This window comes from Sphingobacterium sp. WOUb80, assembly GCF_050058145.1.
Lineage (GTDB): Bacteria > Bacteroidota > Bacteroidia > Sphingobacteriales > Sphingobacteriaceae > Sphingobacterium.
Genome location: NZ_CP165617.1, coordinates 3,816,558 through 3,840,968, shown reverse-complemented (window position 1 = coordinate 3,840,968; position 24,411 = coordinate 3,816,558). Strand labels below are relative to the sequence as shown.

Annotated in this window: 21 protein-coding genes and 2 tRNA genes; 13 read left to right on the top strand and 10 right to left on the bottom strand. The window is 38.0% G+C overall.

The window, feature by feature from the left end:
- Positions 1–111 precede the first annotated feature (111 nt).
- Positions 112–525 carry a group III truncated hemoglobin gene (locus tag AB1Z56_RS16105; protein WP_309366013.1) on the bottom strand — a complete coding sequence of 138 codons (414 nt, stop codon included), beginning with the start codon at positions 523–525 and terminating at the stop codon, positions 112–114.
- 167 nt (positions 526–692) lie between these two features.
- Here AB1Z56_RS16105 and AB1Z56_RS16100 point away from each other — a divergent pair, with 167 nt between their 5' ends.
- Complete coding sequence (locus AB1Z56_RS16100; RefSeq protein ID WP_426789643.1) at positions 693–1,259, top strand: hypothetical protein; 567 nt, start codon at positions 693–695, stop codon at positions 1,257–1,259.
- A 201-nt stretch (positions 1,260–1,460) separates the two neighbouring features.
- Here the strand turns inward: AB1Z56_RS16100 and AB1Z56_RS16095 are convergent, their stop codons facing one another.
- Together AB1Z56_RS16095 and AB1Z56_RS16090 are read right to left on the bottom strand one after the other, a co-directional pair.
- Positions 1,461–1,997 (bottom strand): ExbD/TolR family protein, encoded by a 537-nt coding sequence (locus tag AB1Z56_RS16095; protein WP_426789642.1) that lies wholly within the window; start codon positions 1,995–1,997, stop codon positions 1,461–1,463.
- Between the two features lie 221 nt (positions 1,998–2,218).
- The gene (locus AB1Z56_RS16090) at positions 2,219–2,707 is read right to left on the bottom strand and encodes a hypothetical protein (protein ID WP_426789641.1); all 489 of its coding nucleotides are present in this window, start codon (positions 2,705–2,707) and stop codon (positions 2,219–2,221) included.
- A gap of 173 nt (positions 2,708–2,880) precedes the next feature.
- Between AB1Z56_RS16090 and AB1Z56_RS16085 the strand changes: the two genes are divergently transcribed.
- Positions 2,881–3,771 carry a winged helix-turn-helix domain-containing protein gene (locus AB1Z56_RS16085; protein WP_426789640.1) on the top strand — a complete coding sequence of 297 codons (891 nt, stop codon included), beginning with the start codon at positions 2,881–2,883 and terminating at the stop codon, positions 3,769–3,771.
- Positions 3,772–3,899: 128 nt separating this feature from the next.
- On the opposite strand, the gene AB1Z56_RS16080 is transcribed toward AB1Z56_RS16085, so the two are convergent.
- The 3 genes from AB1Z56_RS16080 to AB1Z56_RS16070 all read right to left on the bottom strand — a co-directional run bounded on the left by AB1Z56_RS16080 (position 3,900) and on the right by AB1Z56_RS16070 (position 5,506).
- Positions 3,900–3,984: transfer RNA gene (locus tag AB1Z56_RS16080), tRNA-Ser, on the bottom strand.
- Positions 3,985–4,441: 457 nt separating this feature from the next.
- Positions 4,442–4,526, bottom strand: a tRNA-Ser gene (locus tag AB1Z56_RS16075).
- Between the two features lie 95 nt (positions 4,527–4,621).
- Positions 4,622–5,506, bottom strand: a complete 885-nt coding sequence (locus AB1Z56_RS16070; RefSeq protein ID WP_309366247.1) for a bestrophin family protein — start codon at positions 5,504–5,506, stop codon at positions 4,622–4,624.
- 67 nt (positions 5,507–5,573) lie between these two features.
- Here AB1Z56_RS16070 and AB1Z56_RS16065 point away from each other — a divergent pair, with 67 nt between their 5' ends.
- From AB1Z56_RS16065 to trxA, 3 genes are read left to right on the top strand one after another with little or no spacing between them, the layout of a single operon-like run.
- Positions 5,574–6,422 (top strand): glycoside hydrolase family 25 protein, encoded by an 849-nt coding sequence (locus AB1Z56_RS16065; RefSeq protein ID WP_426789639.1) that lies wholly within the window; start codon positions 5,574–5,576, stop codon positions 6,420–6,422.
- Positions 6,423–6,431: 9 nt separating this feature from the next.
- Positions 6,432–7,163, top strand: coding sequence for a rhodanese-like domain-containing protein (locus AB1Z56_RS16060; RefSeq protein ID WP_309366250.1), 732 nt, complete (start codon positions 6,432–6,434; stop codon positions 7,161–7,163).
- Entirely contained in the window at positions 7,163–7,459 is a 297-nt protein-coding gene (gene trxA / locus AB1Z56_RS16055; RefSeq protein WP_426789638.1) for a thioredoxin, read from the top strand. The genes AB1Z56_RS16060 and trxA overlap by 1 nt, the downstream gene beginning before the upstream one ends.
- A gap of 88 nt (positions 7,460–7,547) precedes the next feature.
- Here the strand turns inward: trxA and AB1Z56_RS16050 are convergent, their stop codons facing one another.
- From AB1Z56_RS16050 to mqnC, 3 genes are all read right to left on the bottom strand, one after another.
- Complete coding sequence (locus tag AB1Z56_RS16050; protein ID WP_167450446.1) at positions 7,548–7,709, bottom strand: hypothetical protein; 162 nt, start codon at positions 7,707–7,709, stop codon at positions 7,548–7,550.
- A 153-nt stretch (positions 7,710–7,862) separates the two neighbouring features.
- On the bottom strand, positions 7,863–8,423 hold the full coding sequence (scpB, locus tag AB1Z56_RS16045; RefSeq protein ID WP_293903845.1) for an SMC-Scp complex subunit ScpB: 561 nt from the start codon (positions 8,421–8,423) through the stop codon (positions 7,863–7,865).
- 9 nt (positions 8,424–8,432) lie between these two features.
- Positions 8,433–9,557 carry a cyclic dehypoxanthinyl futalosine synthase gene (mqnC, locus tag AB1Z56_RS16040; protein WP_313268594.1) on the bottom strand — a complete coding sequence of 375 codons (1,125 nt, stop codon included), beginning with the start codon at positions 9,555–9,557 and terminating at the stop codon, positions 8,433–8,435.
- Between the two features lie 428 nt (positions 9,558–9,985).
- Between mqnC and AB1Z56_RS16035 the strand changes: the two genes are divergently transcribed.
- The 8 genes from AB1Z56_RS16035 to AB1Z56_RS16000 all read left to right on the top strand — a co-directional run bounded on the left by AB1Z56_RS16035 (position 9,986) and on the right by AB1Z56_RS16000 (position 22,890).
- On the top strand, positions 9,986–13,255 hold the full coding sequence (locus AB1Z56_RS16035) for a SusC/RagA family TonB-linked outer membrane protein (protein ID WP_426789637.1): 3,270 nt from the start codon (positions 9,986–9,988) through the stop codon (positions 13,253–13,255).
- Between the two features lie 22 nt (positions 13,256–13,277).
- Positions 13,278–15,008: a RagB/SusD family nutrient uptake outer membrane protein gene (locus tag AB1Z56_RS16030; protein WP_426789636.1), complete on the top strand. Its 1,731-nt coding sequence runs from the start codon at positions 13,278–13,280 to the stop codon at positions 15,006–15,008.
- Positions 15,009–15,076: 68 nt separating this feature from the next.
- Positions 15,077–16,396 carry a D-alanyl-D-alanine carboxypeptidase gene (locus AB1Z56_RS16025; RefSeq protein WP_426789635.1) on the top strand — a complete coding sequence of 440 codons (1,320 nt, stop codon included), beginning with the start codon at positions 15,077–15,079 and terminating at the stop codon, positions 16,394–16,396.
- Positions 16,397–16,406: 10 nt separating this feature from the next.
- The gene (locus tag AB1Z56_RS16020; RefSeq protein ID WP_313268603.1) at positions 16,407–17,705 is read left to right on the top strand and encodes an MFS transporter; all 1,299 of its coding nucleotides are present in this window, start codon (positions 16,407–16,409) and stop codon (positions 17,703–17,705) included.
- 20 nt (positions 17,706–17,725) lie between these two features.
- Positions 17,726–18,454: a (Fe-S)-binding protein gene (locus AB1Z56_RS16015; protein WP_309366263.1), complete on the top strand. Its 729-nt coding sequence runs from the start codon at positions 17,726–17,728 to the stop codon at positions 18,452–18,454.
- Between the two features lie 22 nt (positions 18,455–18,476).
- Positions 18,477–19,367 carry a TIM barrel protein gene (locus tag AB1Z56_RS16010; RefSeq protein ID WP_046672364.1) on the top strand — a complete coding sequence of 297 codons (891 nt, stop codon included), beginning with the start codon at positions 18,477–18,479 and terminating at the stop codon, positions 19,365–19,367.
- Positions 19,368–19,642: 275 nt separating this feature from the next.
- A complete protein-coding gene (locus tag AB1Z56_RS16005; RefSeq protein ID WP_426789634.1) occupies positions 19,643–21,217 on the top strand; it encodes a peptide MFS transporter in 1,575 nt (524 codons plus the stop codon).
- An 83-nt stretch (positions 21,218–21,300) separates the two neighbouring features.
- Complete coding sequence (locus AB1Z56_RS16000) at positions 21,301–22,890, top strand: peptide MFS transporter (protein WP_426789633.1); 1,590 nt, start codon at positions 21,301–21,303, stop codon at positions 22,888–22,890.
- 100 nt (positions 22,891–22,990) lie between these two features.
- Here AB1Z56_RS16000 and AB1Z56_RS15995 read toward each other — a convergent pair whose 3' ends face one another.
- On the bottom strand, positions 22,991–24,283 hold the full coding sequence (locus tag AB1Z56_RS15995; RefSeq protein WP_426789632.1) for a hemolysin family protein: 1,293 nt from the start codon (positions 24,281–24,283) through the stop codon (positions 22,991–22,993).
- Positions 24,284–24,411 lie beyond the last annotated feature (128 nt).

Below are 24,411 nucleotides of genomic sequence, written 5' to 3'. Positions count from 1 at the left end.
ATCTGCTTGGCTTTATTTCTGTTGATTAGGGGACTTTTTATTATTTTATCTTAGATGAGAGATTTTATTATCTGTTGAGATATGCGAATTATTTTTCTGCGCATTTTATCTTTAGATTAAAGGCTTCTTTTTTGGATTGGCATGTAAGTATTCTAATTTGAACTGGAACATTTGAGCCATTTTCTGCGCACGCCATTTAGCTTCTTCAGCCTTTTTCCCGCTATACAATTGATCGACAGTTGTTTCAAATAATTGGAGCCATTGGCCAAAATGTTGTGCATTGATGGGGAGATTAATATGTGGTGGAAAGGGGCTGCCGAAATAATTGTGTTCATCTAGTAGGATAGTCTGCCAAAAACTATACATCTTTTCAAGATGTATTGCCCAATTATCTTGGATACGTTCCTGAAAAATAGGTCCGAGCAACGTATCCTTACGTACAGTACTATAGAATTGATCTACTAATACTTTAATATCGTCGAGTGTTAGAATATCCTGTTTCATCGGTGTATGATCTGAGCTCATGAATAAAGACCTATAGCTGGATCGAAAGCTTATTCATGATGTTTATCTGAATTAAATGTAGTGACATTTATGGAGAATCACATCACCTGGATGTAAAGAAGCCCCGTTAAAATTTTGTAATTCTCTTTTATTGTCAGTAAATTGAATCCATACTAAGGGAAAAACATATGGGAAAATACGTTCTTTTAATCCTATTATCAATGGGATTTTATGCCGTAGAGGCACAGGTTACAACAATTTCGATCAATAAAGAAAATTTTCAGTCTTCTGGTTTTCCATTTAAGGGCAAGCGAGTATTACAAGTGGAACGCATTCAAACTCCGAAGGAGGACAATTATATTGTTTTTTCAAAAGAGGATCGTGGTGCTGATCCTGACAAGCTCTATGTCCAGCAGTTTCAGCAGATCGACGGAATGTGGAAGCTTGTGGCGGATGAATTGATTTCAGAGGAGGGAATTGTTACATCTGTTTGGGAATCCCGAAAAGCATTCTTTGATGCAGATAAAGATGGCCAATTGGATGCATTATTTATCTATTCAAGACATCCAAAGGATGATCTTCAAAAACAACTCAGCTGCATTGGCCTGGTCCTTTATAAGAATAAGTTTTATCGTCTACGTGCAGAAGAAGCTGATGGCTATAGCCAAACAACCTATTCAGACAATTACGCATCTTTACCGGAGGAAGTCAAAGAAAATGTGGAACGCTATTGGAATAATTTAGATAAAAGATAGTTGACAGGCTTGGATTTAAAGTCTTGGATTTACCGAAAGATCGACCGATCATACGGTGATCTTTCGGTAGGTCTATTATAGTTCACTTAGAAGGCGGGAACATGCTCAGTTTTTTTTGCGTTAATCGAAATTATTCATGAAAAATTGATTCGATAGTTTACGTTAATATACTGATTGGCCAGGGTTTTTTATACCTCGATGTTATTGGAGTGCAGCGAGCAATTGCTTTTCTTCCTCAATTTGTGTTTTACTGATCACATAACGCGAAATGTGCTGATTCTTTAATTGATCTATTGTATGAATAACATCTTTTGTACGCGCTTCTTTACTAGGCTTAATCAATACAATCATATCCTTTGTATTGGGCATGGTACTTATCTTGGCTTTTAACTGTGCAATAACAGCCGACAGTTCTTTCTCGATATTTACCGGCACTTTTGAAGAGCTGATCGGCTTTTTGAAATCTCCATGATACCACATGAATTTTCCTTCGCCTAGAATAAGCGTTGCTGTGCGGTTCTCATCAATAAGAACTTGACTTTCTACCTCTGATTTGGTTTTGTCTGGCATAGCGATATCCATTGCTGATGGTTTATTTAAAGTTGTGGTCAGCATAAAGAACGTAATGAGGAGAAATGCAAGGTCTACCATAGCGGTTAAATCTACTTTAGGAGCCATTTTTCTGCTTCTTATTTTTTTCTTTCCTGTTTCTTGCGTTTTTTGATTTAGTTCTGCCATGATCGTCATTTTTAGGTTAACAGTATTGTTGCTACTCTTTGTTAAGATGTCGAAAAGGGCCGGATTCCATAGTGTTTTTTTAATTTATCTGTTTTTCATTCGATTTGCACAGGTGGTTATTATCTTTTTTTTATAGCACTATTTGATCTTCATCCCTTCCTAATAACGTGCAAAAGCCTTTCAGAGATGAAAGGCTTTTGCTGCGAAGAGAAGTAAGTTGCTCAGCAACCACTTTGGCGGTGAATACGTTTATACATTATTTTGCCATCGTGCTCTAAATAATCGCCCGATACTATTGGGTATGAATACTTGGGTGCGTACATTACACTGTGACTTCTTATCATTATTTTATCGTTAACTTTTAGGCTATGCAATTGCTGAAAATCATTGGAGTTTTCCAAACCAAAACTTAGGATATAATCCTCACTTTTAATCCTGATCATCACTCCGAAGCCTAATTGAGAACCTAATGGAAGATAGAGAGAAGTTATAACGGCCTCAATATTGGTTGAATCCTTTACTTGACTTCTTATTTTAGCAGCATTGTCAAGTACTTTTATGCCCTGGGGAGAGGTTTGCCACATGTCCACGGCAGCGCGGGGTTTTGGACTCGGTTTTTTAAAAGTTTCACTTTTGATTTCATGATTGGCAAATGCCAGTCCACTTGCTATAGCAAGCGGTAAGATCAGCGGATAAATAATTTTTTTCATATTTTTATATGTTTGGTAAGTGTAAAGTCTATCCGAATAAAATAAGATCCATTCAACATCATTTTTTTGGATCCTTTTAGAGGTGATACAACAAAAATACTTCGATAATATTCATGCATAGGAACTTAGATTGTAAATTGTCATGTAATCTTTGTAAATAAATTGTAAATCGTATGTCTATAAACCGCAATCTCCTTTCTGAGAATCGCAAATACCTATATGGTGTGATAACACTCTTTTTTATCACTATGATTTTTGTGGCTTTTGGTATGTCCGACAATAGTGATTTTGATGTTGCAAGGAGGGAGGTTTTGCTTCGGAAGATAGGGGATGAACTACTTATTCAGTCTGGCGACAATAAATCGAGGGTACTTCCGATAGAGAAGATCACGGAAATTGAATATCAGATTAAGTTCGAGAATGAAATTACATTTGACCCGGACTCATTGGTGAATACCGTTCAGCGTCTGTTGGCCAGTGATCCGCTCACCAGCGATTATGTCGTTAACGTCGTCAACTGTGGCAACTCTAGTGTGGCTTATGGGTATGCCATAGCTAACAATAAAAAAGATGATATTATCGCTTGTAGAGGAAGATTACAGCCTAAAGGGTGTTATATGATCAATATTAAATTTAAACCTACCCGAATAAATACTGGAACGATTAGTTATATGCTGAGCATCTTTATAGTTTTAATGTTTTTGGGCTTCATTTTTTGGAGATTAGATAAGTTAAGAAAAGAAAGACCGGTCGATCAAAATAACAATATCTTAGCCTTTGGATCAGTTTTGTTTAATCCACAACAGCGTGAGATGATTATCAATAAGAACACCATAGATCTTACTGGAACGGAAACACGTCTGCTGCATATTTTCGCTTTGTCTCCGAACCAAACCATCGAGAGGGTCCGGCTTCAAAAAGAGATTTGGGAAGATGAAGGGGTGATTGTTGGACGGAGTCTCGATATGTTCATATCGAAGCTTAGAAAAAAACTGGAGTTTGATCCAAAGATCAAAATTACTGTTATACGTGGAAAGGGATATAAACTTGAGGTTAGTTCTTAACAGGAATGCGCAAGCGTCTCGTGTGCTCGCGCTATACCATAATGAGATTGTTCGGACCCTGACCAGTGTTATCGGTTCGAACCTGGCTAACATGCAAAAAGCCTTTCATTTCTGAAAGGCTTTTTCTGCGGAGAGTGAGGGATTCGAACCCCCGAACCTGTGACAGTTAACGGTTTTCAAGACCGCCGCATTCGACCACTCTGCCAACTCTCCGCGACAAAAGTAGAAATTCTTGCTAGAATTACAAAACTTATTTTACTTTTTTCTTTGTTTAAATTGATCTACTGCTTTTTTTTAAGGTAATTATGTTGAATATCAATTGTTTATTATTGACTGTTTAAAATCATTAAATTGATAGTAAGGAACGCGACTTTGATTAGATTGAATAAATGTCTAAATAGACCTTTATTTATACTAGGAAATATATTGTTCATAAAAATTGAATTTAAAATTAGTAATCTTGATTTTCTAGCATATTCTGTCTATTAGATGTGCTGGAAAGCGATTTATTGCAGAAAAAGTGAAAAAAGAAAAATAAATTGAATCAGCGAAGTGGAATTGTGATGGAAGTTTTTTTTCAGTGATGAGATTGTTCGGACCCTGACCAGTGTTATCGGTTCGAACCTGGCTAACATGCAAAAAGCCTTTCATTTCTGAAAGGCTTTTTCTGCGGAGAGTGAGGGATTCGAACCCCCGAACCTGTGACAGTTAACGGTTTTCAAGACCGCCGCATTCGACCACTCTGCCAACTCTCCGCGACAAAAGTAGAAATTCTGAATAGATTTACAAAACTTATTTCCTTAAGCTAACCTTAGCGTTTGAAAATGAGCTAGATTATTTTTAGAACAGCCTATGCTTGGATAATTTCATGGCAGTGTTTTCTGATGTTAGCGGCTATCTTATCTATAGGCAAATCATCTTGATCGATACCAAAAGGCTCTTCAATGGATTCGCCAATTAATTCAAGGGAGGCTAAAACATATAAAATGAAAGGTACAGCAATCACAACAAAATAACCTATAGAAAAAACATATCCTACGGGAAGTGTCATGGTATAAAAGATGATGAACTTTTTGATAAATGCACTATAGGCTAACGGGATCGGGGTGTTTTTAATACGTTCACATGCACCACAAAGGTGTGTCATAGCAATAATTTCCTCATTCAGTATAATAAGTTGGTCGCCGCTTATTCTACCCTCTTTATATAACTCATTGATTTTTTGAAAGATCATGGTAGAAACTTGGTTCGGACCATGTTTTTTATTATCCAAAGCCTTTAACTCAGGGTGTTCGTTTTCGTCGAGCATAAACTTGGTGTAATCCGATCTTAAAAAATCGTATAAAGTTTCAGCGAATAGCGGGATTGCTTTTCTGAAAAAACTACGATTCACTTTGTCATCTACATCCAGCATAGCATTGAGTTTGTACGAAAGGGCTCTACTAACATTGGTCAATGTACCCCATTGTTTTCGGGCTTCCCACCAGCGGTCATAGGCCGTATTTGTCCGGAATACCAGTAAAAGCGATATAACAAAGCCGAGAAGGTTGTGGACAATGGTGATGTTTTTGACCCAGCTTTTTTCGTTTAATTTGAGGTATTCCAATTCAAGAAAGGCAATCGTCCAGGAGTAGACGGCTATTAGAATAAGAAAGGGCAGCAACTTTTTGAAGGTATCTGATTTGTGCAACTTGAAAGTTGCCGAAAGCCAGTCTTTGGGGTTGTATACGATCATACACAAAAATATAAATTGTTGCGAAAATTTTGCGAGTTAATTGCTATTGCCGTAACTTCATCGTCCTATGGCGCAACAGCGATCAAAAAGAAAAAAAACAAGTACAAAAGGAAGTCAAGATCGGGAAACCAAGTGGATCTGGATGATAGCGGGGATGCTGGTGTTTTTCCTGTGTCTTGTTGTATGGCACTACCGGGCCGGAATTATCTATTATTTTCGGGTAGCTACTTCTAAAGACAGGTCACTGACTAAAGAAGCAAAATACGATATTCGAAATATCGATATTATGAGCAAACACGATGATAAAGTGTTTGGTATTGATGTGTCTACCTATCAGGAAGAAATAGATTGGCAAAAGGTAAACACGATCAATGATCATTTTCCCATAGATTTTGTGTTTATTCGGGCCACAATGGGCGAGAAGGGAATTGATGATAAGTTTAGCCGAAATTGGAGTAAAACTGAAAATAGAGCGATCTTGAGAGGAGCATATCATTATTTTAGACCCAATGAAAACTCGGTAAAGCAAGCGAAGAATTTTATTCGTAAGGTCAAATTGCAATCTGGCGATCTTCCCCCAGTCTTGGATATTGAGGAGCATCCGAAACAACAATCTATGGATAGCTTGAAAGTTGGATTAAAACGTTGGCTTGAGGAAGTCGAAGCCCACTACAAAGTGAAACCAATTCTTTACTCGGGAGATAAGTTTTATAGTGATTTTTTGGAAAAGGAATTTGCAGCTTATACGCTATGGATTGCAAATTACAACTTTTGGGTTGAGAACCCCAAGGAGCATTGGGCTTTCTGGCAATTTTCGGAAAAAGGTACTGTACGAGGGATTCAGGGTAATGTGGACTTAAATATTTACAATGGTAAAATTGAAGAATTAGAGAAGTTGCTTATTCCTTTTAAATAGTAAAATAATATGCGTAGAATTTTTATTACACTCCTTGGAGCCTGTTTTGTGCTATTCAATAGTCAAACGCAATTACATGCAGAATCGAAATCTTTTCATATAGAGATCATGCAAATCGCTTCGGATTTGCCACAGTTGACATTGAAGAAGTTTAAAAAGCTGCGTAAGCAAGCAGATGTTCAAGTTCTCGATACCCGATCAGGCGATATTTTTTTGCAGGGATTTGTCCCAAATTCCGTCAATATCGGTTTTAAAGGTCCTTTTGATCGTTTTCTGACACAGGTTTTTCCCAACAAAGACCAAAAGTTTTTGTTGATTACCGATGTGGAAGATCAAGAGGCCGTCATTGATCATCTATTAAAGTTAGGGTATACCCATATTGTCGGCCTTCTGGAAGGCGGTTTTGCAACCTGGAAAGATAGCGAAATTGTAAACTCGCTAAGTAATATTAGTGCAGGTGAATTCAAGAAAAGATCAGATCAAGGTCATATTGTGGATGTGAGGACGGATAAAGAATTTGCTAATGGACATATTGACAATGCAATGAATATTCCGTTAACAGATTTCGTTAATTTTGGTTCTATGCTTAAGAAAGATGATGCGCAGCTATATGTTCACTGTCAGTCAGGATACAGAAGTGCTGTAGCTGTTTCTATTTTGAGTGCTAAAGGATTTAAACATGTATGCAATATCCAAGGCGGGTATAAAGCATTGCAAGAAGAAGTAAAGGAGAATCAATAATGGCTACTTTTGACCAGATTATTCAATCAAATTCGCTGGTTTTGGTGGATTTTTTTGCGACGTGGTGCGGTCCTTGCCAGACTATGGCGCCGATTTTACAGGATGTAAAGGAATTTTATCAGGAGGATTTGTCCATCATTAAAATCGATGTGGATAAGAATCCAAAAATTGCTTCGATTTATAAGGTAAGTGGCGTTCCTACTTTTGTGTTGTTCAAAAATGGGCAACAAATATGGCGACAAAGCGGCATGATTCCCAAGATGGAATTACATAAATTGATCGATCAGGTAAAGTAAAAAAATAAGGCGTTCAATCAAATGGAACGCCTTATTTTTTTAATGATTCTCTGGTGTTTTAATAGGTAGTGTTATATGCACTAAAATATTAAAATTCATCGTCATCATCGAAGTCATCTAATCCTCCAATCGAGTCGATTTCAGGTAAATCGAAATCATCATCGAAATCATCATCATCGTCATCAGGACCGTTGAAAGATGCGAATTTTACTTCTTCAAGATCTTCGTTAGCTAAAGTTGCCGTGTTCATAAAATAATACTTTATTGTTTCTTATTCAATGTTGTAAAATTAGAGAAGAAAACTATTTTTTAAAACTTTTTTTTAAAAAAATATTGAGCTTTATTTTTCTGTTAATCAATGCGTTGAATTGTATTTTAAAAATAAAAATTTATTTTATTTTATTTATTCATTTGTTTCACCAATCGCATTGTCCTCGGTAACGATATCTTTCAATTGGGGGAGATCTCTTACGCCATTGATTCCGAAGTGATCCATGAACTGCTGGCTTGTTGCATAAAGTAATGGTTTCCCAATACTATCTGCTTTTCCAGCGATTTTGATTAATTTCTTTTCTAATAACCGTTGAATAGAATAATCGCAGCTGACACCTCTGATCTGCTCCACTTCCAATTTTGTAATAGGTTGCCTATAAGCAATGATAGCAAGTGTTTCTAAAGCTGATTGACTTAATTTTCGTTTATTGTTATGATTTTGGAGCTGTTGTATCGATTCATGATAAACAGCTTTTGTCAAAAACTGATAAGCGTTGTTGATATAACGTAATTCGAGTACATAGTCTTCATCCTGGTACTTCGTTTCAATTTTTTTAATCAAGTCACGTAATTCATCTCTTGACACTTCGATAGCCATTGCTTCCTGTAATATCTGTTTGATATCGGCAAGATCGATTCCCTCTGCTGAAGCAAAAATGATTGCTTCAATATTTCTTATGACGTCTTTCAATGTATCGTATTAATAGTTAATGACCTGTTCGACCATATGGGCTGGTAATTCGCGGAATTCGTACTTTTGTGTCCGTAATTGCGGGCTGAATCCAGCTTCTAAAATAGCTTCCTGTATTGATTTAGATGTGAACCTATGCGGCGCACCTGCTGCAGAAACGACATTTTCTTCGATCATGATGGAGCCAAAGTCATTTGCTCCAGCATGCAGACATAATTGTGCCGTACGTTTTCCGACAGTGAGCCAGGAAGCTTGTATGTTTTTGATATTAGGAAGCATAATGCGACTTAAGGCAATCATGCGGATATATTCTTCACTTGTTACGTTATTGGTAATACCACGAAGTCTCTTTAAGAGCGTGCCGTCGTCTTGGAAAGGCCATGGGATGAAGGCAATAAATCCATGCGATTCCTGTGGTTTTTCGTCCTGTACTTCACGGATCCAAACCAAATGTTCGAAACGCTCTTCTATTGTTTCGATGTGGCCAAACATCATAGTAGCTGAGCTTGGTAAATTAATTTTATGGGCAGCACGCATAACATCTAACCATTCTTTACCGCCGCATTTTCCTTTTGATATAAGACGCCTTACACGATCATTGAGAATCTCGGCCCCAGCTCCAGGTAAGGAGTCTAGTCCTGCTTCTTTCAATTGAGCCAATACTTCAATATGGCTCATGTTTTCCAATTTGGAAATGTGCGCAATTTCAGGAGGGCCAAGGGAATGTAATTTTAGGGTAGGATAAAGTTCCTTTAATTGCCGGTAAAGGTTTTTGTAAAACTCAATACCTAAATCCGGATGATGGCCACCTTGCAGTAGCAGTTGATCGCCACCGTACTTAAAAGTTTCCTCTATTTTTTGCTTGTAGCTTTCGATATCGGTAATGTAACTATCTTCATGCCCAGGGCGGCGGAAAAAGTTGCAAAATTTGCAATTTGCAATACACACATTCGTGGTATTGACATTTCTGTCGATCTGCCAGGTTACCTTACCATGAGGCACTTGTATCTTACGCAATTCATTGGCTACGAAAGTCAAATCAGCTGTAGGTGCGTTTTGATATAAAAAAACACCTTCTTCCTTTGATAGGAACTCAAATCGGAGCGCCCGTTCTAATAAATTACTTACATTCATCAACAACAAATATAAGGAGCTTTTAACTTATTTGAGCCTATTTGTGGAATATTTGACAATGCTGGTTGATTTTAGACAAAGGTTCCGAAGACCGAAAACGAAAAGATGTAATTGTGTAACAATTGCATTGCAATTTGGCTTAGTGTATAAAATACAATAACTTGATTTATAGTGCTTTGTGAATTAATTAAGATTTTTCCTTTTTTTTTACATTTATTATTCTTTACATTTATTTAACAGATTTTAACATTTCTGTAAATAACCAAATTAGAAAAAAAATGAATAACCAAGGGTGCTGAACCTAGCAATAATGTCTCATTGTTGTCGTCAGTCCTAAAAAAATGACCAAAAACTTAAATAAACCAATATCAACTAAAACAACTAAAGAATAAACATAAATTTTTTTAAACCACCTATTTAGTAAAATTATGATGAAAAAAACGGACAAAAATTGCTGTTTTGATCTCATATTGGGCCAAAAGTTCAATAAGAGGTTTCTGCTTATGAGTTCTCTTCTCATTGGGGGAGGAATGACCACTCATGGATTTGCCAGCGGATTGACCAGCCATGGCAGGGTTGAAGTCGTTTCATTAATGAAAACCAAAAGCGTACAACAGACGCCTATCAAAGGAGTTGTAAAAGATGCTGCTACAGGACAGGGGATTACTGGGGTATCTATCAAAGTCAAGGGGAGTAGCAACGGGACATCGACAGATGAAAACGGTGCATTTACCATCCAGGGAAAAGTCGGTGATGTGCTTGTGGTCAGTTATATTGGTTATAAAAGTACTGAGGTAACTGTTTCTTCGAAAGCTGATCTAGCGATTTCGTTAAGTGGTTCTGAAGATGCCTTGGACGAGGTTGTTGTCACGGGTTATTCAACGCAGCGTAAAAAAGATTTGACAGGATCTGTTGCTGTAGTGAATACAGACCAACTGAAGACTACTCCCGCAGCAAGTGCGGTGGAGTCCTTACAAGGTCGTGCGACGGGGGTTCAAGTGGTGACAGATGGTGCGCCTGGGGCTACTCCGGCGATTAAAATTCGTGGTTATAGTACAATCAATAACAATGAACCGCTATATGTTATTGATGGAGTTCCATACGAAGGAAAACTCAGCTGGCTAAACCAGAATGATATCGAGTCTATGCAGGTCTTAAAAGACGCATCGGCAGCCTCTATTTACGGTTCTCGTGCAAATAATGGTGTTATTATTATAACAACAAAATCGGGTAAATCAGGCAAACCACAGATTAATTTGGATACTTATTATGGTGTACAAGTCCCTAATAGAAGTAGATTTCCGAAAATGTTAGATCCTCTGCAGGTGTACAGGATAAATGGTAATACAGGAGATCTTCCCATTTATCTCCGCTATGGTTCGCTTTCTGGAAATGAGATAGATCCTAAGAATGTAGATATGTCCAAGTATAACTATGCGGACAATAAAGAAGAATTTTTTCAAATTACAAAAGCCAACCAGGCAGGCACAGATTGGTTTAAAGAATTATCACAAAATGCCCCTACGCAATCCTATCAATTGAGTGCAGTTGGTGGTGGTGAAAACGCATCCTATGCGGTCTCAGGTGGATATTTGGGGCAAAAAGGAACGGTAATCCATACTGGATTTGAAAGATTCAACGTCCGTTCAAATACTAACTTCTCTGCATTTAATAAGAAACTTCGTTTTGGAGAAAATATGCAGTATTCGATGACAAAAGGTCATGGTATTGGTGTTAATACGAATACAGCCGGAGATTATATAGGTGAAGGTAGTGCGCTTGGATTTGCCTATCGGATTAAGAATATTATTCCTGTGTATGATGAGGGAGGGAATTTCGCTGGGTCGATTGGTGGATGGGGAAATGGTGAAAATCCTGTCGCTATTGCTTATCGCGCAAAAGATGATGTGAATAGATCGAACCTGTTTTTTGGCAATGCTTTTGGTGAATATGATATTTTGAAGGGATTGACATTCAGGACAAGTTTTGGTATTAAATATGAAAATTATTATGGTGTTGATTATACCTATCCAAATCTCGAGTTTCAGGAGGGAAGTGCCAATAATGGGATCGCCGAAACGGCAGGTTACAATACCGAATGGACTTGGACCAATACATTGAATTATAAAATGAATTTTAACGACGTTCATAATTTAAATATCTTGTTAGGAACGGAGGCTATTGATAATTCGCATCGACAAGTTAGAGGAACTGATAATGATTACTTCATTACGAATAACTTAGATTATTTTTATGTTGGTTCGGGTAGCAAGAAATCGGGAGTGAGTGAAGGGGCCTACGGTTCGCTGTTTTCATTGTTTGGGAAAGTAGATTATTCCTATAAAGATCGTTATATATTAAGTGCCACGGTAAGAAGGGACGGTTCTTCAAATTTCGGGCCGAATAACAAGTATGGTGTATTTCCTGGAGCCAGTGCGGCATGGCGCTTGTCACAGGAGGATTTTATGAAAAATATCTCTTGGTTGAATGATTTGAAAATTAGGGCGGGTTACGGAATTACCGGAAATCAACGTATTCCCGGTTACCAATATTTAAAGAGATTTCAACTATCACAAAATTCCTCTTCCTATCCAATTGGTGGAAATCTTGTTAGCGGGATGTGGATCAGCGATTATCAAAATGAAAATGTGAAATGGGAACAGGTCAAATCGCTCAATCTCGGATTAGACTTCTCTATTCTTGAAGGTAAAATAGACGGAACATTTGACTGGTATAATAAGAAAACTACCGATATGTTGTTTGCTTTACCTCTACCTGCAACAGCAGTTGGAAGAGGCAACTCTCCTTATTTAAATGTGGGTGATATGCAAAATAAAGGGGTAGAGTTGTCCCTTAACTATCACCATAAGCAACATGATCCGAATAAATTTGATTTCGACTTAGGGGTTAATTTCTCGAAAAATGACAATAAAATTCTTTCACTCGCTCCGGGAGTCGAACAGGTTGTGTACGGTGCATTTCGGAGTATGGAGACATCAATTATGAAAGCGGGAAGCCCTTTTGGCGCATTTTATGGATTTAAGGTCGCAGGAATTTATCAAAATAGCGGTGAGTTGACTCAGTATGCTTCTTATGATTTGGCTCGTGTGGGTGGTTTCCGCTTCGAGGATATCAATAACGATGGTAAAATAGACGAAAGCGATAAAACGATTATTGGTAGCCCACATCCGGACTTTACCTATGCAATTAATTTTAATGCGCGGTATCAAAATTTTGATATGATGATGTATTTCTATGGATCAAAAGGTAATGAAAATTATGAAGCAACCCGTTATTTTACTGATTTTGGTGTTTTTGATGGACAAAAAAGTACGCGGCTCCAAGACATGTGGAGTACCGAAAACCCATCTGGTTCTGTACCGTCGATAACTAAAGATAAAGTGTCTCCAAATGAATATGCTTCATCAACGTATTATATCCAAGATGCGAGCTTTTTCAAAATGAAAAATTTCCAGATTGGATATAACTTTCAGACTGATAAAATATTTGGATCAAATACCGGGGTGAAGAGACTTCGTGCTTATCTAGGGGTGACCAATTTGTTTACAATTACAAAATATAAAGGATTAGACCCTGAAGTTACTGCGACACCATCCAAATACCCTGCGCTTGGCGTTGATTTTGGGGTGTATCCACAGTCAAGACAATACATGTTGGGCGTAAGTGTAGGATTTTAGTTTAATGTTTAATTTGAGTAAAATGAAAAATATAAAAATATTGCTTGGAATCACGGGGATAGCTATTCTGGGCTTAGCGAGCTGTGGTAAAAGTTTCTTGGAAAAGAATCCGCAAGGACAATTGATTGAAGATCAGGTCGGAATTAAAAAAGGTGTAGAAGCATCGCTAATAGGTGCTTATTCCATATTAAATGGGAATGTGAATGGTACCTGGGGCAATTATTCTTCTGCTCCGAGCCAATGGGTATTTGGTGAAATTACTTCAGATAATGCGCATAAAGGATCTATACCGACAGATCAACCTGATATGAATGCATTGGTGAACTTTTCTCCTATTTCATCGAATGATAATTTAAGTACGATGTGGCAAGTGTACTATGAAGGCGTTCTCCGTACGAATACAACGCTCAAATTATTGGCTGAGGATCAAAGTACAGGTAAGACCGTAACTGCAGATCGTGCTAAACAGATCGAAGGAGAGGCAAAATTGTTACGGGCCCATTATTATTTTCTATTATGGCGTGTGTTTAAAAATATTCCAGTTATAAATGAAAATACCTCAATTGAAGAGGCAAAAACTATTAAAAATGATCAGGATATTTTGCCGCTGATTGAAAGTGATTTGAAAACTGCTGTTGCGAATTTACCTTTGACAAAAATTAACAACGAGGCTGGACGAATGGACCAAAATGTAGCAAAATCATATTTAGGGAAATTTTACCTTTATCAGAAAAAGTATAAAGAAGCACTTGATTTGTTTAAGGCTGTCATTGCAGGAAAAGACATTACCACAATGCCTTATCAGGACAACTACGATGTATTGAAAGAAGACGGTCCTGAAGCGATTATGGTGTCAAAGCATATAATTAATCCAGATGGTTCGGGAGATAATGCAAATGTTGGGGATATGTTGTCGGGTTTAAATGGTGGACCTGTTGGGTGTTGTGGTTTTTATCAACCTTCCATAGACTTGGTTAATGCCTATAAAGTTGATGCGAATGGACTACCGTTGTTAGATGGTTCTTATAGAAATAATCCGTATACTTCGGATATTCTTTTGACAGGAAAGGATCTTACTGATTACAAAGTGAATACAAACCTACAATTCGATCCTCGTCTTGATTATAATGTCGGAAGAAGAGGAGTTATGTATTTGGATTATGGTGTGTTTCCCGGAGATCCTTGGTTGAGACGTGAGGATGGACAGCGACCACATGCTGGCCCCTTCTCTATTATAAAGACAATGATCCCTAAAGCGCTATTCTCAGGACATACGGCGAATGATGGTACCTATGTTACAGATTTAGATGTAAATATTATTCGCCTGGCTGATGTTATATTAATGGCGGCTGAGTGTGAAGTTGAATTGAATAACCTTCCTGAAGCATTGAAGTATGTCAATGCTATTCGAATCAGGGCATCTAAATTGCCTGGAAAGTTGACAGATACAGGAGTGCCTGCTGCAAAGTATAATGTTAAACCTTATCTCGCTTTCACTGACCAAGATCAGGCTAGACGAGCTGTACGTTTTGAGCGTAGATTAGAGCTCGCAATGGAAGGACATCGTTTTTATGACCTTGTACGTTGGGGTATAGCGAAGGATGTAATTGCAGCCTATTCGACCTTCGAAGGAGGTATTCTTCCTACATTTAAAAATATCAACTTTACACCCGGTAAAAATGAAATCTTTCCGATTCCTCAAGTTGAAATCAATGCGAGTATGGGAAATCTAAAACAGAATCCCGGATACTAATTTTTTGTATTCGATTATTTACGCGGCCATCTAATCAGATGGCCGCTTTTTTTGTTATGTTTACAGCAATGAAAAAAAAAATAAGTGCATTGTTGCTGCTTTGGTTTGTGCTGGCGGCTACTTTTGTAGCGAAGGCTCAGAGCTTTGAGGATGTTTATCAGCTATTTCAAGAATCTAAAATATTAAATGATCATTTTGTTGGTTTTTCTTTGTATGACCTAAATGCCAATAAATATGTCATGGACATAAACGGCAATAAGCATTTTACACCGGCTTCCAATACAAAAATGTATACCACCTATGCTGCTCTAGCACTGTTGGGGGATTCAATACCTGGTTTGGAGTATGTGGAACGCGGAGACTCGCTGCTTATCTGGGGGACGGGTGATCCGACGTTTCTGCATAATCGGTTAGATACCCGAGTGGTTTATAACTTTTTGAAAAATACGAATAAACGCATTTTTGTTGTACCAGGGACAATGAAGAATAAGTTCTTTGCACATGGTTGGGCTATGGAAGATTTTGAAGCTTACTATCAGCCTGAAATTAGTACATTTCCTATTTATGGAAATGTGGTCACCTTTCGACAAAAAGGTTATAATTATCTATCGACCTCTCCAGCTAGTTTTCAAAATTCACTGGATTTTTTGCCTGAACCTAAGGTAGGTGATTTTGAACTTTCCCGATCATTTCGTGCCAATTCCTTTTGGATGTCCAAACGCCCCGTTCCAAGCGGTTATGTCAATGAAGTTCCCTTTATCTATTCCGACAGCTTATTTATTAAATTATTGTCGGATAGTCTCGGTAAATCTGTGACCTTATTGTCTTACCAAAAACCAAATAATACCAAGATACTCTATTCAGGTAGCACCAAAAATTTAATCCGTGAAATGATGCTACCCAGTGATAATTTTATTGCTGAACAGTTTTTAATGATGTGTTCGTGGAAACAATTCGGTCAATTTGATACTTACTTGGTGCGAGACTGGATGAAGAATAACGTTTATAAATACTTTTCAGCTGAGGTTGCCATTTTTGATGGTTCGGGCCTTTCGTCCTACAATAAGGTCACTCCACAGAATAATGTGGATCTGTTGGTCCTCTTGAAAAATAAATTGCCGGATGAGAAGGAACGATTTCGTCTTTTCCCTGCTGGAGGTGTCGACGGTACCCTAAAACGTACCTATAGCAAAGATCTCGGCGAACCGTTTGTTTTTGCTAAAACGGGAACGATTACATCTGTCTATAATCAAAGCGGTTATCTGATCACGCGGACAGGACGACGCTTGGCATTCTCTTTTATGAACAATAATTATATAGATGATCGAGCAAGTACAATTCGTAAAGAAATGGCTAAAATAATTACTTATATTCGTCAAACTTATTAAGCCAATTTAAATGGAAGCAATCGTAAAAAACAATAAAAAATTGATTCGTTCTTGGGCAATGTTCGATTGGGCCAATTCTGCTTACAACCTTGTTATTACTTCCACGATATTCCCCGTTTACTATACAGCAATTACGACCACAAAAGAGCATGGTGATGTTGTTAGTTTCTTTGGAATAGAGGTGGTCAATACCGCTCTTTCCAATTTTTCTCTGGCCTTCGCCTATCTGTTGATGTCTTTTTCCTTGCCCTTTATTTCTTCATACGCTGATGCGAAAGGAAAAAAGAAGCAGATTATGAAATTCTTTACCTATATGGGAGCGATAGCATGTATGTGCTTGTTTTTTTTCAAGCTGGATACTTTGGAAATAGGTATCATATGTTTCGTTCTTGCTGCGATGGGTTATATTGGCGGTGTTTTGTTTAATAATTCTTATTTACCGCTTTTAGCTACTGTTGATCAGCAGGATAAGGTGAGTGCGCAAGGTTTTGCTTATGGTTATATTGGCTGTGTCACTTTACAGATTCTTTGTTTTATCGTGGTGCTTAAGCCTGAATGGTTTGGTATTACAGATGCTTCACTGCCGGCTCGTATTTCGTTTCTAATGGTCGGATTATGGTGGCTTGGGTTTTCAATGATTCCTTTTAAATACCTGCCTAAAATCGATGCGACCGAGAACAACACCGGTAAGAGTTTTGTACAGAATGTACGAGATGAATTCGGCCATGTGATTCAAAAGATCAAAGGTATTCCTGAAATAAAGCAGTTTTTGCCCGCTTTTTTCTTTTATGCAATTGGGGTCCAGACCTTGATGATTGTAGCCTCTTCTTTTGGGGAGAAAATTTTGCATTTAGGCGCAGAAAGGTTGATTGCGACAATTCTTCTCATTCAGCTCGTAGCTATCTTAGGTGCATTTTTAATGTCTTATTTATCTACGCTTTTTGGGAATATTAAGGTGTTGATCGTTGTGGTGATGATCTGGATCGGCATCTGTATTTCGGCCTTTTATTTATCTACCCCACTTCAGTTTTATATTATTGCTGCATTGGTCGGTTTAGTTATGGGCGGGATTCAGTCCTTATCGCGTTCAACCTATTCTAAATTAATTCCAACGGATATTAAAGATACGACTGCTTTCTTTTCTTTTTATGACGTTACTGAAAAGGTCGCGATTGTCATTGGATTATTCTCATTCGGGTTTATAGAGCAGGTAACACATAATATTCGGTACTCTGCATTGGTTCTTTCTTTATTTTTTGTAATTGGATTGTTACTTTTGGTACGGATATTAGTATCCAATAAATCTTAATTTTATTGATTAAATTAAATATGAAAGTAGAACTTTTTGTTCCTTGTTTTATAGATCAGCTTTATCCTGAGACCGCATTTAATACAGTTCGTTTATTAGAAAAAGTCGGTTGCGAGGTCGTCTACAATCCTGAGCAGACATGCTGTGGCCAACCTGCCTATAATGCCGGATTTTGGGATGATGCAAAACAGGTTGGACGGAAGTTTTTAGGTGATTTCTCGGGTGACCATGTGATTATTTCTCCTTCAGCCTCTTGTACTGGTATGGTTAGGCATGGTTATAATGATTTATTCGCAAATTCGGCGGATTCTCATCAATGTCATAAAATACAGCAACAGGTTGTGGAAATCTCTGATTTTTTAGTAAACGTGCTAAAAAAGGAGTATTTTGGAGCTGAATTGGAGGGTGTTGCGGTATACCACGATTCTTGTTCGGCTTTGCGAGAGTGCAAGATTAAAGATGAACCACGGAAATTATTGAGTAAAGTCTTAGGACTGGAAATGGTGGAAGTGAAAGATAGTGAAACATGCTGTGGATTTGGTGGAAGCTTTGCCGTTAAATTCGAAGGAATATCCGCAGCCATGGCCGAACAGAAAGTGCGTAATGCACTTGATCTGAATGCGGATTACATTATTTCCACTGATTCATCTTGTTTGCTACAGCTGCAATCTTATATAGATAAACATAAATTACCCATTCAGACGATGCACCTCGTTGATGTGTTGACCACTGGCTGGGGAAATATTTAAATAACACATTAAATCTAAACACATGAATTCAAGAAGAGATTTTCTTAAAAACCTTGCGCTAGCATCTGCTGGTATAGCATTAGCTCCTTCATTGGAGAGTTTTGCGGCAGCAAAGAAAGATTGGTTTGACATTTCCTTGGCTGAATGGTCATTGCATAAATCCTTGTTCAAGGGAGATTTGAACAATTTGGATTTTCCGGTATTAGCTGCCAAAAAATATGGCATCTACGGGGTGGAATATGTAAATCAGTTTTTTAAGGATAAGGCTAATGATAATAACTACCTTACTGAGCTAAATATGCGTGCAAAAGATAATGGTGTACGTAATGTACTCATTATGATTGATGGTGAGGGAAATCTCGGTGATGAAGATGAAACAAAGAGAAAACAAGCCGTGCAAAACCATTATAAGTGGATTTCTGCAGCTAATTTCTTAGGTTGTCATGCAATCCGTGTCAATGCGGCTGGAAAAGGTACGCCTGAAGAAGTGAGTAAACGTGTTGTTGAAAGTTTAACAACGCTATCTGATATCGGTAAAAAAGCGGGGATTAGCATTATCGTAGAAAACCATGGCGGTATCTCTTCACATGGTGACTGGTTGGCCAATACATTAAAAGCAGTGGGTAGTAAATATTGTGGAAGTTTACCTGATCTTGGTAATTTCTATGAGTATGATCGTTACCAAGGTGTGACGGATCTAATGCCTTATGCGCATGGTGTGAGTGCCAAAACACATGATTTTGATGCCAATGGAAATGAAACGCAAATTGACTATGAGCGTATGTTGAAGATTGTTAAAAAAGCAAAATTCAAAGGTTATGTGGGGATTGAATATGAGGGAAGTAAGTTGAGTGAGGAAGAAGGGATTTTTGCTACTAAAAAATTACTGGAACGTTTGCGCCCTTTGATCTAATATTTAACTAGTCGAGTTCTTTTCTGTCAATGGAAAGAACTCGATTAGTTAATAGGTTTTAATTGAAGTGTTGCTTGGGTGCAGCAACGAAAAAAACGGCCGTCCATTCGTTAGAAACCTATTAAAATCTTCACTATCTTGCTTGAGTATATGAAGATGAGTGAACAATCTCTTTTTTGGTGTAGAGGATCATCGGATTTTTCCATTTACTGATGGTATACTTTATAAATGGAAATCGCACTACCTTATTTTGAAAAATAACGACTAAAAAAAACATGAATTTTGAAAAAAATGCTGTTCTTGAAACCCATTTGCAAAAAGTAGGGGCGGAACATGTATTGGTACAAGGGCATCCAGCCGGCTTGTTCGTATTATTCTTTACAGAGATGTGGGAGCGTTTCAGCTATTATGGTATGCGAGCGCTTTTGGTGAATTTTCTGGTCTCTACCATTGCACAGCATGGCTGGGGCTGGACCAACTCCGAGGCCATGAAACTTTATGGTTTGTACACCGGGATGGTCTTTTTAACGCCATTGTTCGGCGGGATTATAGCTGACCGTCTAACAGGATATAAAAAATCCATTATGGTGGGAGCTATAATTATGACGCTGGGGCATATCGCTATGGCTTTAGAGGGATTTAATAAAAGCTTTTTTTTGGCGGGTTTGGTGCTGATTGTTCTGGGAAATGGTTTGTTCAAACCCAATATCTCTTCGATGGTAGGGAAATTATATCCTGATAAAGGCGGTAAAAAGGATGCCGGTTATACCATCTTTTATATGGGTATCAACGGGGGGGCATTTTTAGGTATGATGTTATGCGGTTATATTGGAGAGAAGATCGGCTGGCATTATGGTTTTGGTCTTGCCGGAGTATTTATGTTTTTGGGGATGTTGCAGTTTTATTTTGCGCAACCCATCTTCGGAAAAATTGGAAATACACCCGAGAAACAAGAAGAGCTAACCGATATTGCAGCAGGGCAAGAAGAAAATCCAAAACATATTGTTCGTGATCGTTTACTGGTCATTGCCATTTTTATGTTGTCAAGTATCGTTTTTCATTTAGCTTTTGAACAAGCGGGTGGCTCGATGACGATCTTTGCAAAAAATTATACACAGCGGGTATTGAGTGGTGACGTGGCTGTTTTATTTAAATGGTTGGATGCCGCATTGACGGTTTTGCCGATTGTGGTAATTACTGGAGTACTGTTTGTTTTAGCGAAGAAAATCATACGTAAATACCCTATGATTATACTTTTTTCGAGTATTTCTTTTGTGATCATCTGGTCTTTGTGTCTTTGGAAAGTTTATCGGGAATATTATGGTATGAATTCGGAAGTTACTGTATCCTGGTTTCCGATGTTAAATTCTTTCTTTATCATTACGCTGGCTACATCATTTAGTAAGATATGGGAGAAAGTATGGAATCCTTCTGGTCCGATTAAGTTTGCAATGGGACTGACATTGGTTGGAGTTGGTTTTGCAGCCCTATCTATTGGAAGCTCCGAGATTCCTACCGGTGCAAAGATGGCCTCTGTTAGTATGATCTGGTTGGTATTGGCGTACTTTTTTCATACAGTGGGCGAATTATGTATTGGTCCGGTCGGACTTTCTTATGTCAGTAAACTATCGCCAAAAAAATTCCTGGGGCTATTGTTTGGTTTTTGGTTTTGTGCCAATGCCATCGCTAATTTTATAGGGGGCTTTATTGGATCGTATATTGATAAGATTACTGAATCACATTCGATGTCTTACTTCTTTGCTGTATTTACAGTGATTCCTATGGTGGCTGCTGTATTTCTTATTCTGGGTAACAAAAAAATAAAAAAGATGATGCATGGAATTGATTAATTCATAGAAAAATAGTGTATCTTCAAGCGATTTTTATCAAAATAAAAACAAAACCTGAGTTATAAAACAATTATTGAAATAATATGAATCAAGAAAAAGATCAAGTTCTTGTAGCACATCTTGCTAAGCAGGGGATCGATGACAAGATGGTAAATGGGCATCCTGCCGGATTATTTGTGCTATTCTTTACAGAGATGTGGGAGCGGTTTAGTTACTACGGTATGCGGGCATTATTGACCTTATTTTTAATAAGTTCCATTGCTGATGGAGGATGGGAATGGAGTAATGAACGGGCCATGAAACTTTACGGTTTGTATACTGGTTTCGTCTATTTGACACCATTGATCGGTGGAATGATAGCGGATAAGCTAACCGGTTTTAAAAAGGCGATTTTGATCGGTGCTCTGGTCATGACCTTGGGACATTTGTCTATGGCATTTGAGGGCGTAAATTCAAATTTCTTTTATCTCGGTCTTGTCTTGATGATTTTAGGAAACGGGATGTTTAAACCTAATATTTCTTCCATGGTAGGAAATCTCTACCCAGATCAAAGTCCTAAAAAGGATGCTGGTTATACCATATTTTATATGGGAATCAATGCCGGATCATTTTTAGGAATGCTATTATGTGGTTACATTGGTGAAAAGATAGGTTGGCATTATGGATTTGGACTTGCTGGAGTGTTTATGTTCTTTGGTATGTTGCAATTCTATTTTGGACAAAAGATATTCGGAATCATTGGAGATTCACCTAAAGCACTTCAGGCTTACCACGAAAAAAAGATCAAGAATCACGAAGAAGAGGAAGAGGTCATTCCAGCACATGTTGTCCGAGATAGATTGATCGTCGTCACCATATTCATGTTGGCTAGTGTGGTTTTCTTTCTGTCTTTTGAACAGGCAGGAGGCTCGATGTCAATCTTTGCAAAGGACTATACACAAAGGGTTCTGTCTGGAAGTTCGGCGGTGACATTTAAATGGATTGATACTATTTTGACCATTGTGCCCATTGTTATTGTAACGATTGTTTTAACAGCATTGGCTAGAAAGATCTATAAACAATATCCATTGACAATTTTATTTACTGGTATTTCGTTTGGTATAATTTGGTGTTTGGGCTTATGGAAAGTATTTCGGGAAATTGGTATAACCGGTTCAGAAGTTGGGGCCTCTTGGTTTCAAATATTGAATGCATTTTTTATTATTTCACTTGCATCGTCATTTAGTAAATTCTGGGAGAAAATATGGAATCCTTCTGGACCTGTTAAGTTTGCGCTAGGGTTAATATTAGTAGGTATAGGATTTGCAGCATTGGCTTATGGGGCGAGCGAGGTTCCGCAAGGGGCGAAAACAGCGTCTGTTAGCATGATTTGGCTTGTAATCGCTTATTTTTTCCACTCAGCGGGTGAGCTTTGTCTGTCACCTGTTGGCTTGTCTTACGTCAGTAAACTTTCTCCAAAGAAATTTTTGGGACTTCTTTTCGGTTGCTGGTTCTGTGCTTCGGCGATTGCTAACTTTATCGGCGGATTTTTAGGCTCTTATATTGATAGAATTACAGAAGAACACTCAATGTCTTATTTCTTTATGATATTTGCCATAGTTCCTGGGGTTACCGCACTGCTATTGATTGTATTTAACCCAATATTGAAAAAAATGATGCATGGTATCAATTAATAAAATTTGATATTTTCATAAGAAAGAAGGGCTGATCATATGATCAGCCCTTCTTTCTTATGTTTTATTTGGGGTTGTAATGCCAAAGTCTATTCATGCCTTATTCTTCGACTTTTAAAAGCAGCTTATCGATACGGTGTCCATCCATATCGAGCACTTCAAAAATTAGGTTTTTAAATCGGACACGTTCGCCCTCTTCGGGTACGTGATCTAATCTTAAGAACACTAGGCCTCCAACGGTAGTGACATTGTTGATCTCATCTTCGTCTTCTTCAGAAAGACCAATTTCAAATTCATCCAAAAGATCCTCAATCTGATATTGCCCGTCGACAACATAATCGCCGTTTTCCAATTGACGTATTTTTGGACGCGCACTTAGGTCGCTTTCTGTGATGTTGCCGACCAAATCGCCAACGATATCCCGTAATGTAATAATTCCCTGTGGGGAACCGTATTCATCAATGACAACCGCTTGATGTATACTAGACGTACGTAGGGTATTCATAATGCTATAAGAGGAACTCAGTTCGTTTACAAATTTGATGGGTAACATGAGCGTTCTTAGATCAAATGGTTCGTTTTGGAGGCATTGTCGTAATAAGGACTTTACATGAACAACGCCTTTAATATTGTCCAAGCCGCCTTCACACACTGGGTAGATGGAGTGATCGTTGTCCAAAATGATCTTTCTGTTTTCTTCAAAGGAATCTTCCAGATCCAAAAAAACAATGTTTTTACGGTGAGTCATCAGGTTGACCGCTTTTTTGTCACCTAAACTCAACAAACGGTCGACGATATCGTGCTCAATACCTTCGATCACGCCACTGTCGACACCTTCATCTACTAGCGCCTTAATTTCTTCTTCTGTGACACTATTGCCGCTGCTCTTGATATTGAGTATTTTGACAATAAACTCCGTCGACATACTGAGTAGCCATACAAATGGCCGAACGATTTTGCTGAGCAGGTTCATCGGGTAAGCGATCAGCATGGCATACTTCTCCGGAATAGCCATACCGATACGTTTGGGAACCAGTTCACCAAGTACCAACGAAAAGTAGGTAATGATAAAGACAACAATGATGACGGCGAGCTGTTCGCTATAGGGGGCTATAATACTAGATTTATTAAAGATCTCTACGAGGTAAGATGAAATACTGCCGCCAGAAAAGAATCCTGTTAGGATGCCGATAAGCGTAATGCCTATTTGTACAGTAGATAGAAAGCTGTTGGGCGATTCTTTTAGGTTTAGCGCTATTTTGGCTGCGGCATTGTTTTTATCACTTTCAGCCTGTAGCCTTGCCTTTCTACTGGATACGATGGATATTTCTGATGCCGATAGTATTCCGTTTAGAATAATCAGGACTAAAATAATAATTGCTTCGGTAAGCATAATGAGTTGAAAAAGTTGTTTGCTAGGCTAATTTACGGAAAAGACCGGCTAAATAGTAGGATTATTATGATTATGTCAAACATTCATAAAAAAAGCCGTATATCTTTCAATACGGCTTTTATGATAAT

What these genes read in the sequence shown, in the direction of transcription:
- AB1Z56_RS16105 (WP_309366013.1), bottom strand. Translation starts at nt 525, where the DNA reads ATGAGCTCAGATCATACACCGATGAAACAGGATATTCTAACACTCGAC.
- AB1Z56_RS16100 (WP_426789643.1), top strand. Translation starts at nt 693, where the DNA reads ATGGGAAAATACGTTCTTTTAATCCTATTATCAATGGGATTTTATGCC.
- AB1Z56_RS16095 (WP_426789642.1), bottom strand. Translation starts at nt 1,997, where the DNA reads ATGGCAGAACTAAATCAAAAAACGCAAGAAACAGGAAAGAAAAAAATA.
- AB1Z56_RS16090 (WP_426789641.1), bottom strand. Translation starts at nt 2,707, where the DNA reads ATGAAAAAAATTATTTATCCGCTGATCTTACCGCTTGCTATAGCAAGT.
- AB1Z56_RS16085 (WP_426789640.1), top strand. Translation starts at nt 2,881, where the DNA reads ATGTCTATAAACCGCAATCTCCTTTCTGAGAATCGCAAATACCTATAT.
- AB1Z56_RS16070 (WP_309366247.1), bottom strand. Translation starts at nt 5,506, where the DNA reads ATGATCGTATACAACCCCAAAGACTGGCTTTCGGCAACTTTCAAGTTG.
- AB1Z56_RS16065 (WP_426789639.1), top strand. Translation starts at nt 5,574, where the DNA reads ATGGCGCAACAGCGATCAAAAAGAAAAAAAACAAGTACAAAAGGAAGT.
- AB1Z56_RS16060 (WP_309366250.1), top strand. Translation starts at nt 6,432, where the DNA reads ATGCGTAGAATTTTTATTACACTCCTTGGAGCCTGTTTTGTGCTATTC.
- trxA (WP_426789638.1), top strand. Translation starts at nt 7,163, where the DNA reads ATGGCTACTTTTGACCAGATTATTCAATCAAATTCGCTGGTTTTGGTG.
- AB1Z56_RS16050 (WP_167450446.1), bottom strand. Translation starts at nt 7,709, where the DNA reads ATGAACACGGCAACTTTAGCTAACGAAGATCTTGAAGAAGTAAAATTC.
- mqnC (WP_313268594.1), bottom strand. Translation starts at nt 9,557, where the DNA reads ATGAATGTAAGTAATTTATTAGAACGGGCGCTCCGATTTGAGTTCCTA.
- AB1Z56_RS16035 (WP_426789637.1), top strand. Translation starts at nt 9,986, where the DNA reads ATGATGAAAAAAACGGACAAAAATTGCTGTTTTGATCTCATATTGGGC.
- AB1Z56_RS16030 (WP_426789636.1), top strand. Translation starts at nt 13,278, where the DNA reads ATGAAAAATATAAAAATATTGCTTGGAATCACGGGGATAGCTATTCTG.
- AB1Z56_RS16025 (WP_426789635.1), top strand. Translation starts at nt 15,077, where the DNA reads ATGAAAAAAAAAATAAGTGCATTGTTGCTGCTTTGGTTTGTGCTGGCG.
- AB1Z56_RS16020 (WP_313268603.1), top strand. Translation starts at nt 16,407, where the DNA reads ATGGAAGCAATCGTAAAAAACAATAAAAAATTGATTCGTTCTTGGGCA.
- AB1Z56_RS16015 (WP_309366263.1), top strand. Translation starts at nt 17,726, where the DNA reads ATGAAAGTAGAACTTTTTGTTCCTTGTTTTATAGATCAGCTTTATCCT.
- AB1Z56_RS16010 (WP_046672364.1), top strand. Translation starts at nt 18,477, where the DNA reads ATGAATTCAAGAAGAGATTTTCTTAAAAACCTTGCGCTAGCATCTGCT.
- AB1Z56_RS16005 (WP_426789634.1), top strand. Translation starts at nt 19,643, where the DNA reads ATGAATTTTGAAAAAAATGCTGTTCTTGAAACCCATTTGCAAAAAGTA.
- AB1Z56_RS16000 (WP_426789633.1), top strand. Translation starts at nt 21,301, where the DNA reads ATGAATCAAGAAAAAGATCAAGTTCTTGTAGCACATCTTGCTAAGCAG.
- AB1Z56_RS15995 (WP_426789632.1), bottom strand. Translation starts at nt 24,283, where the DNA reads ATGCTTACCGAAGCAATTATTATTTTAGTCCTGATTATTCTAAACGGA.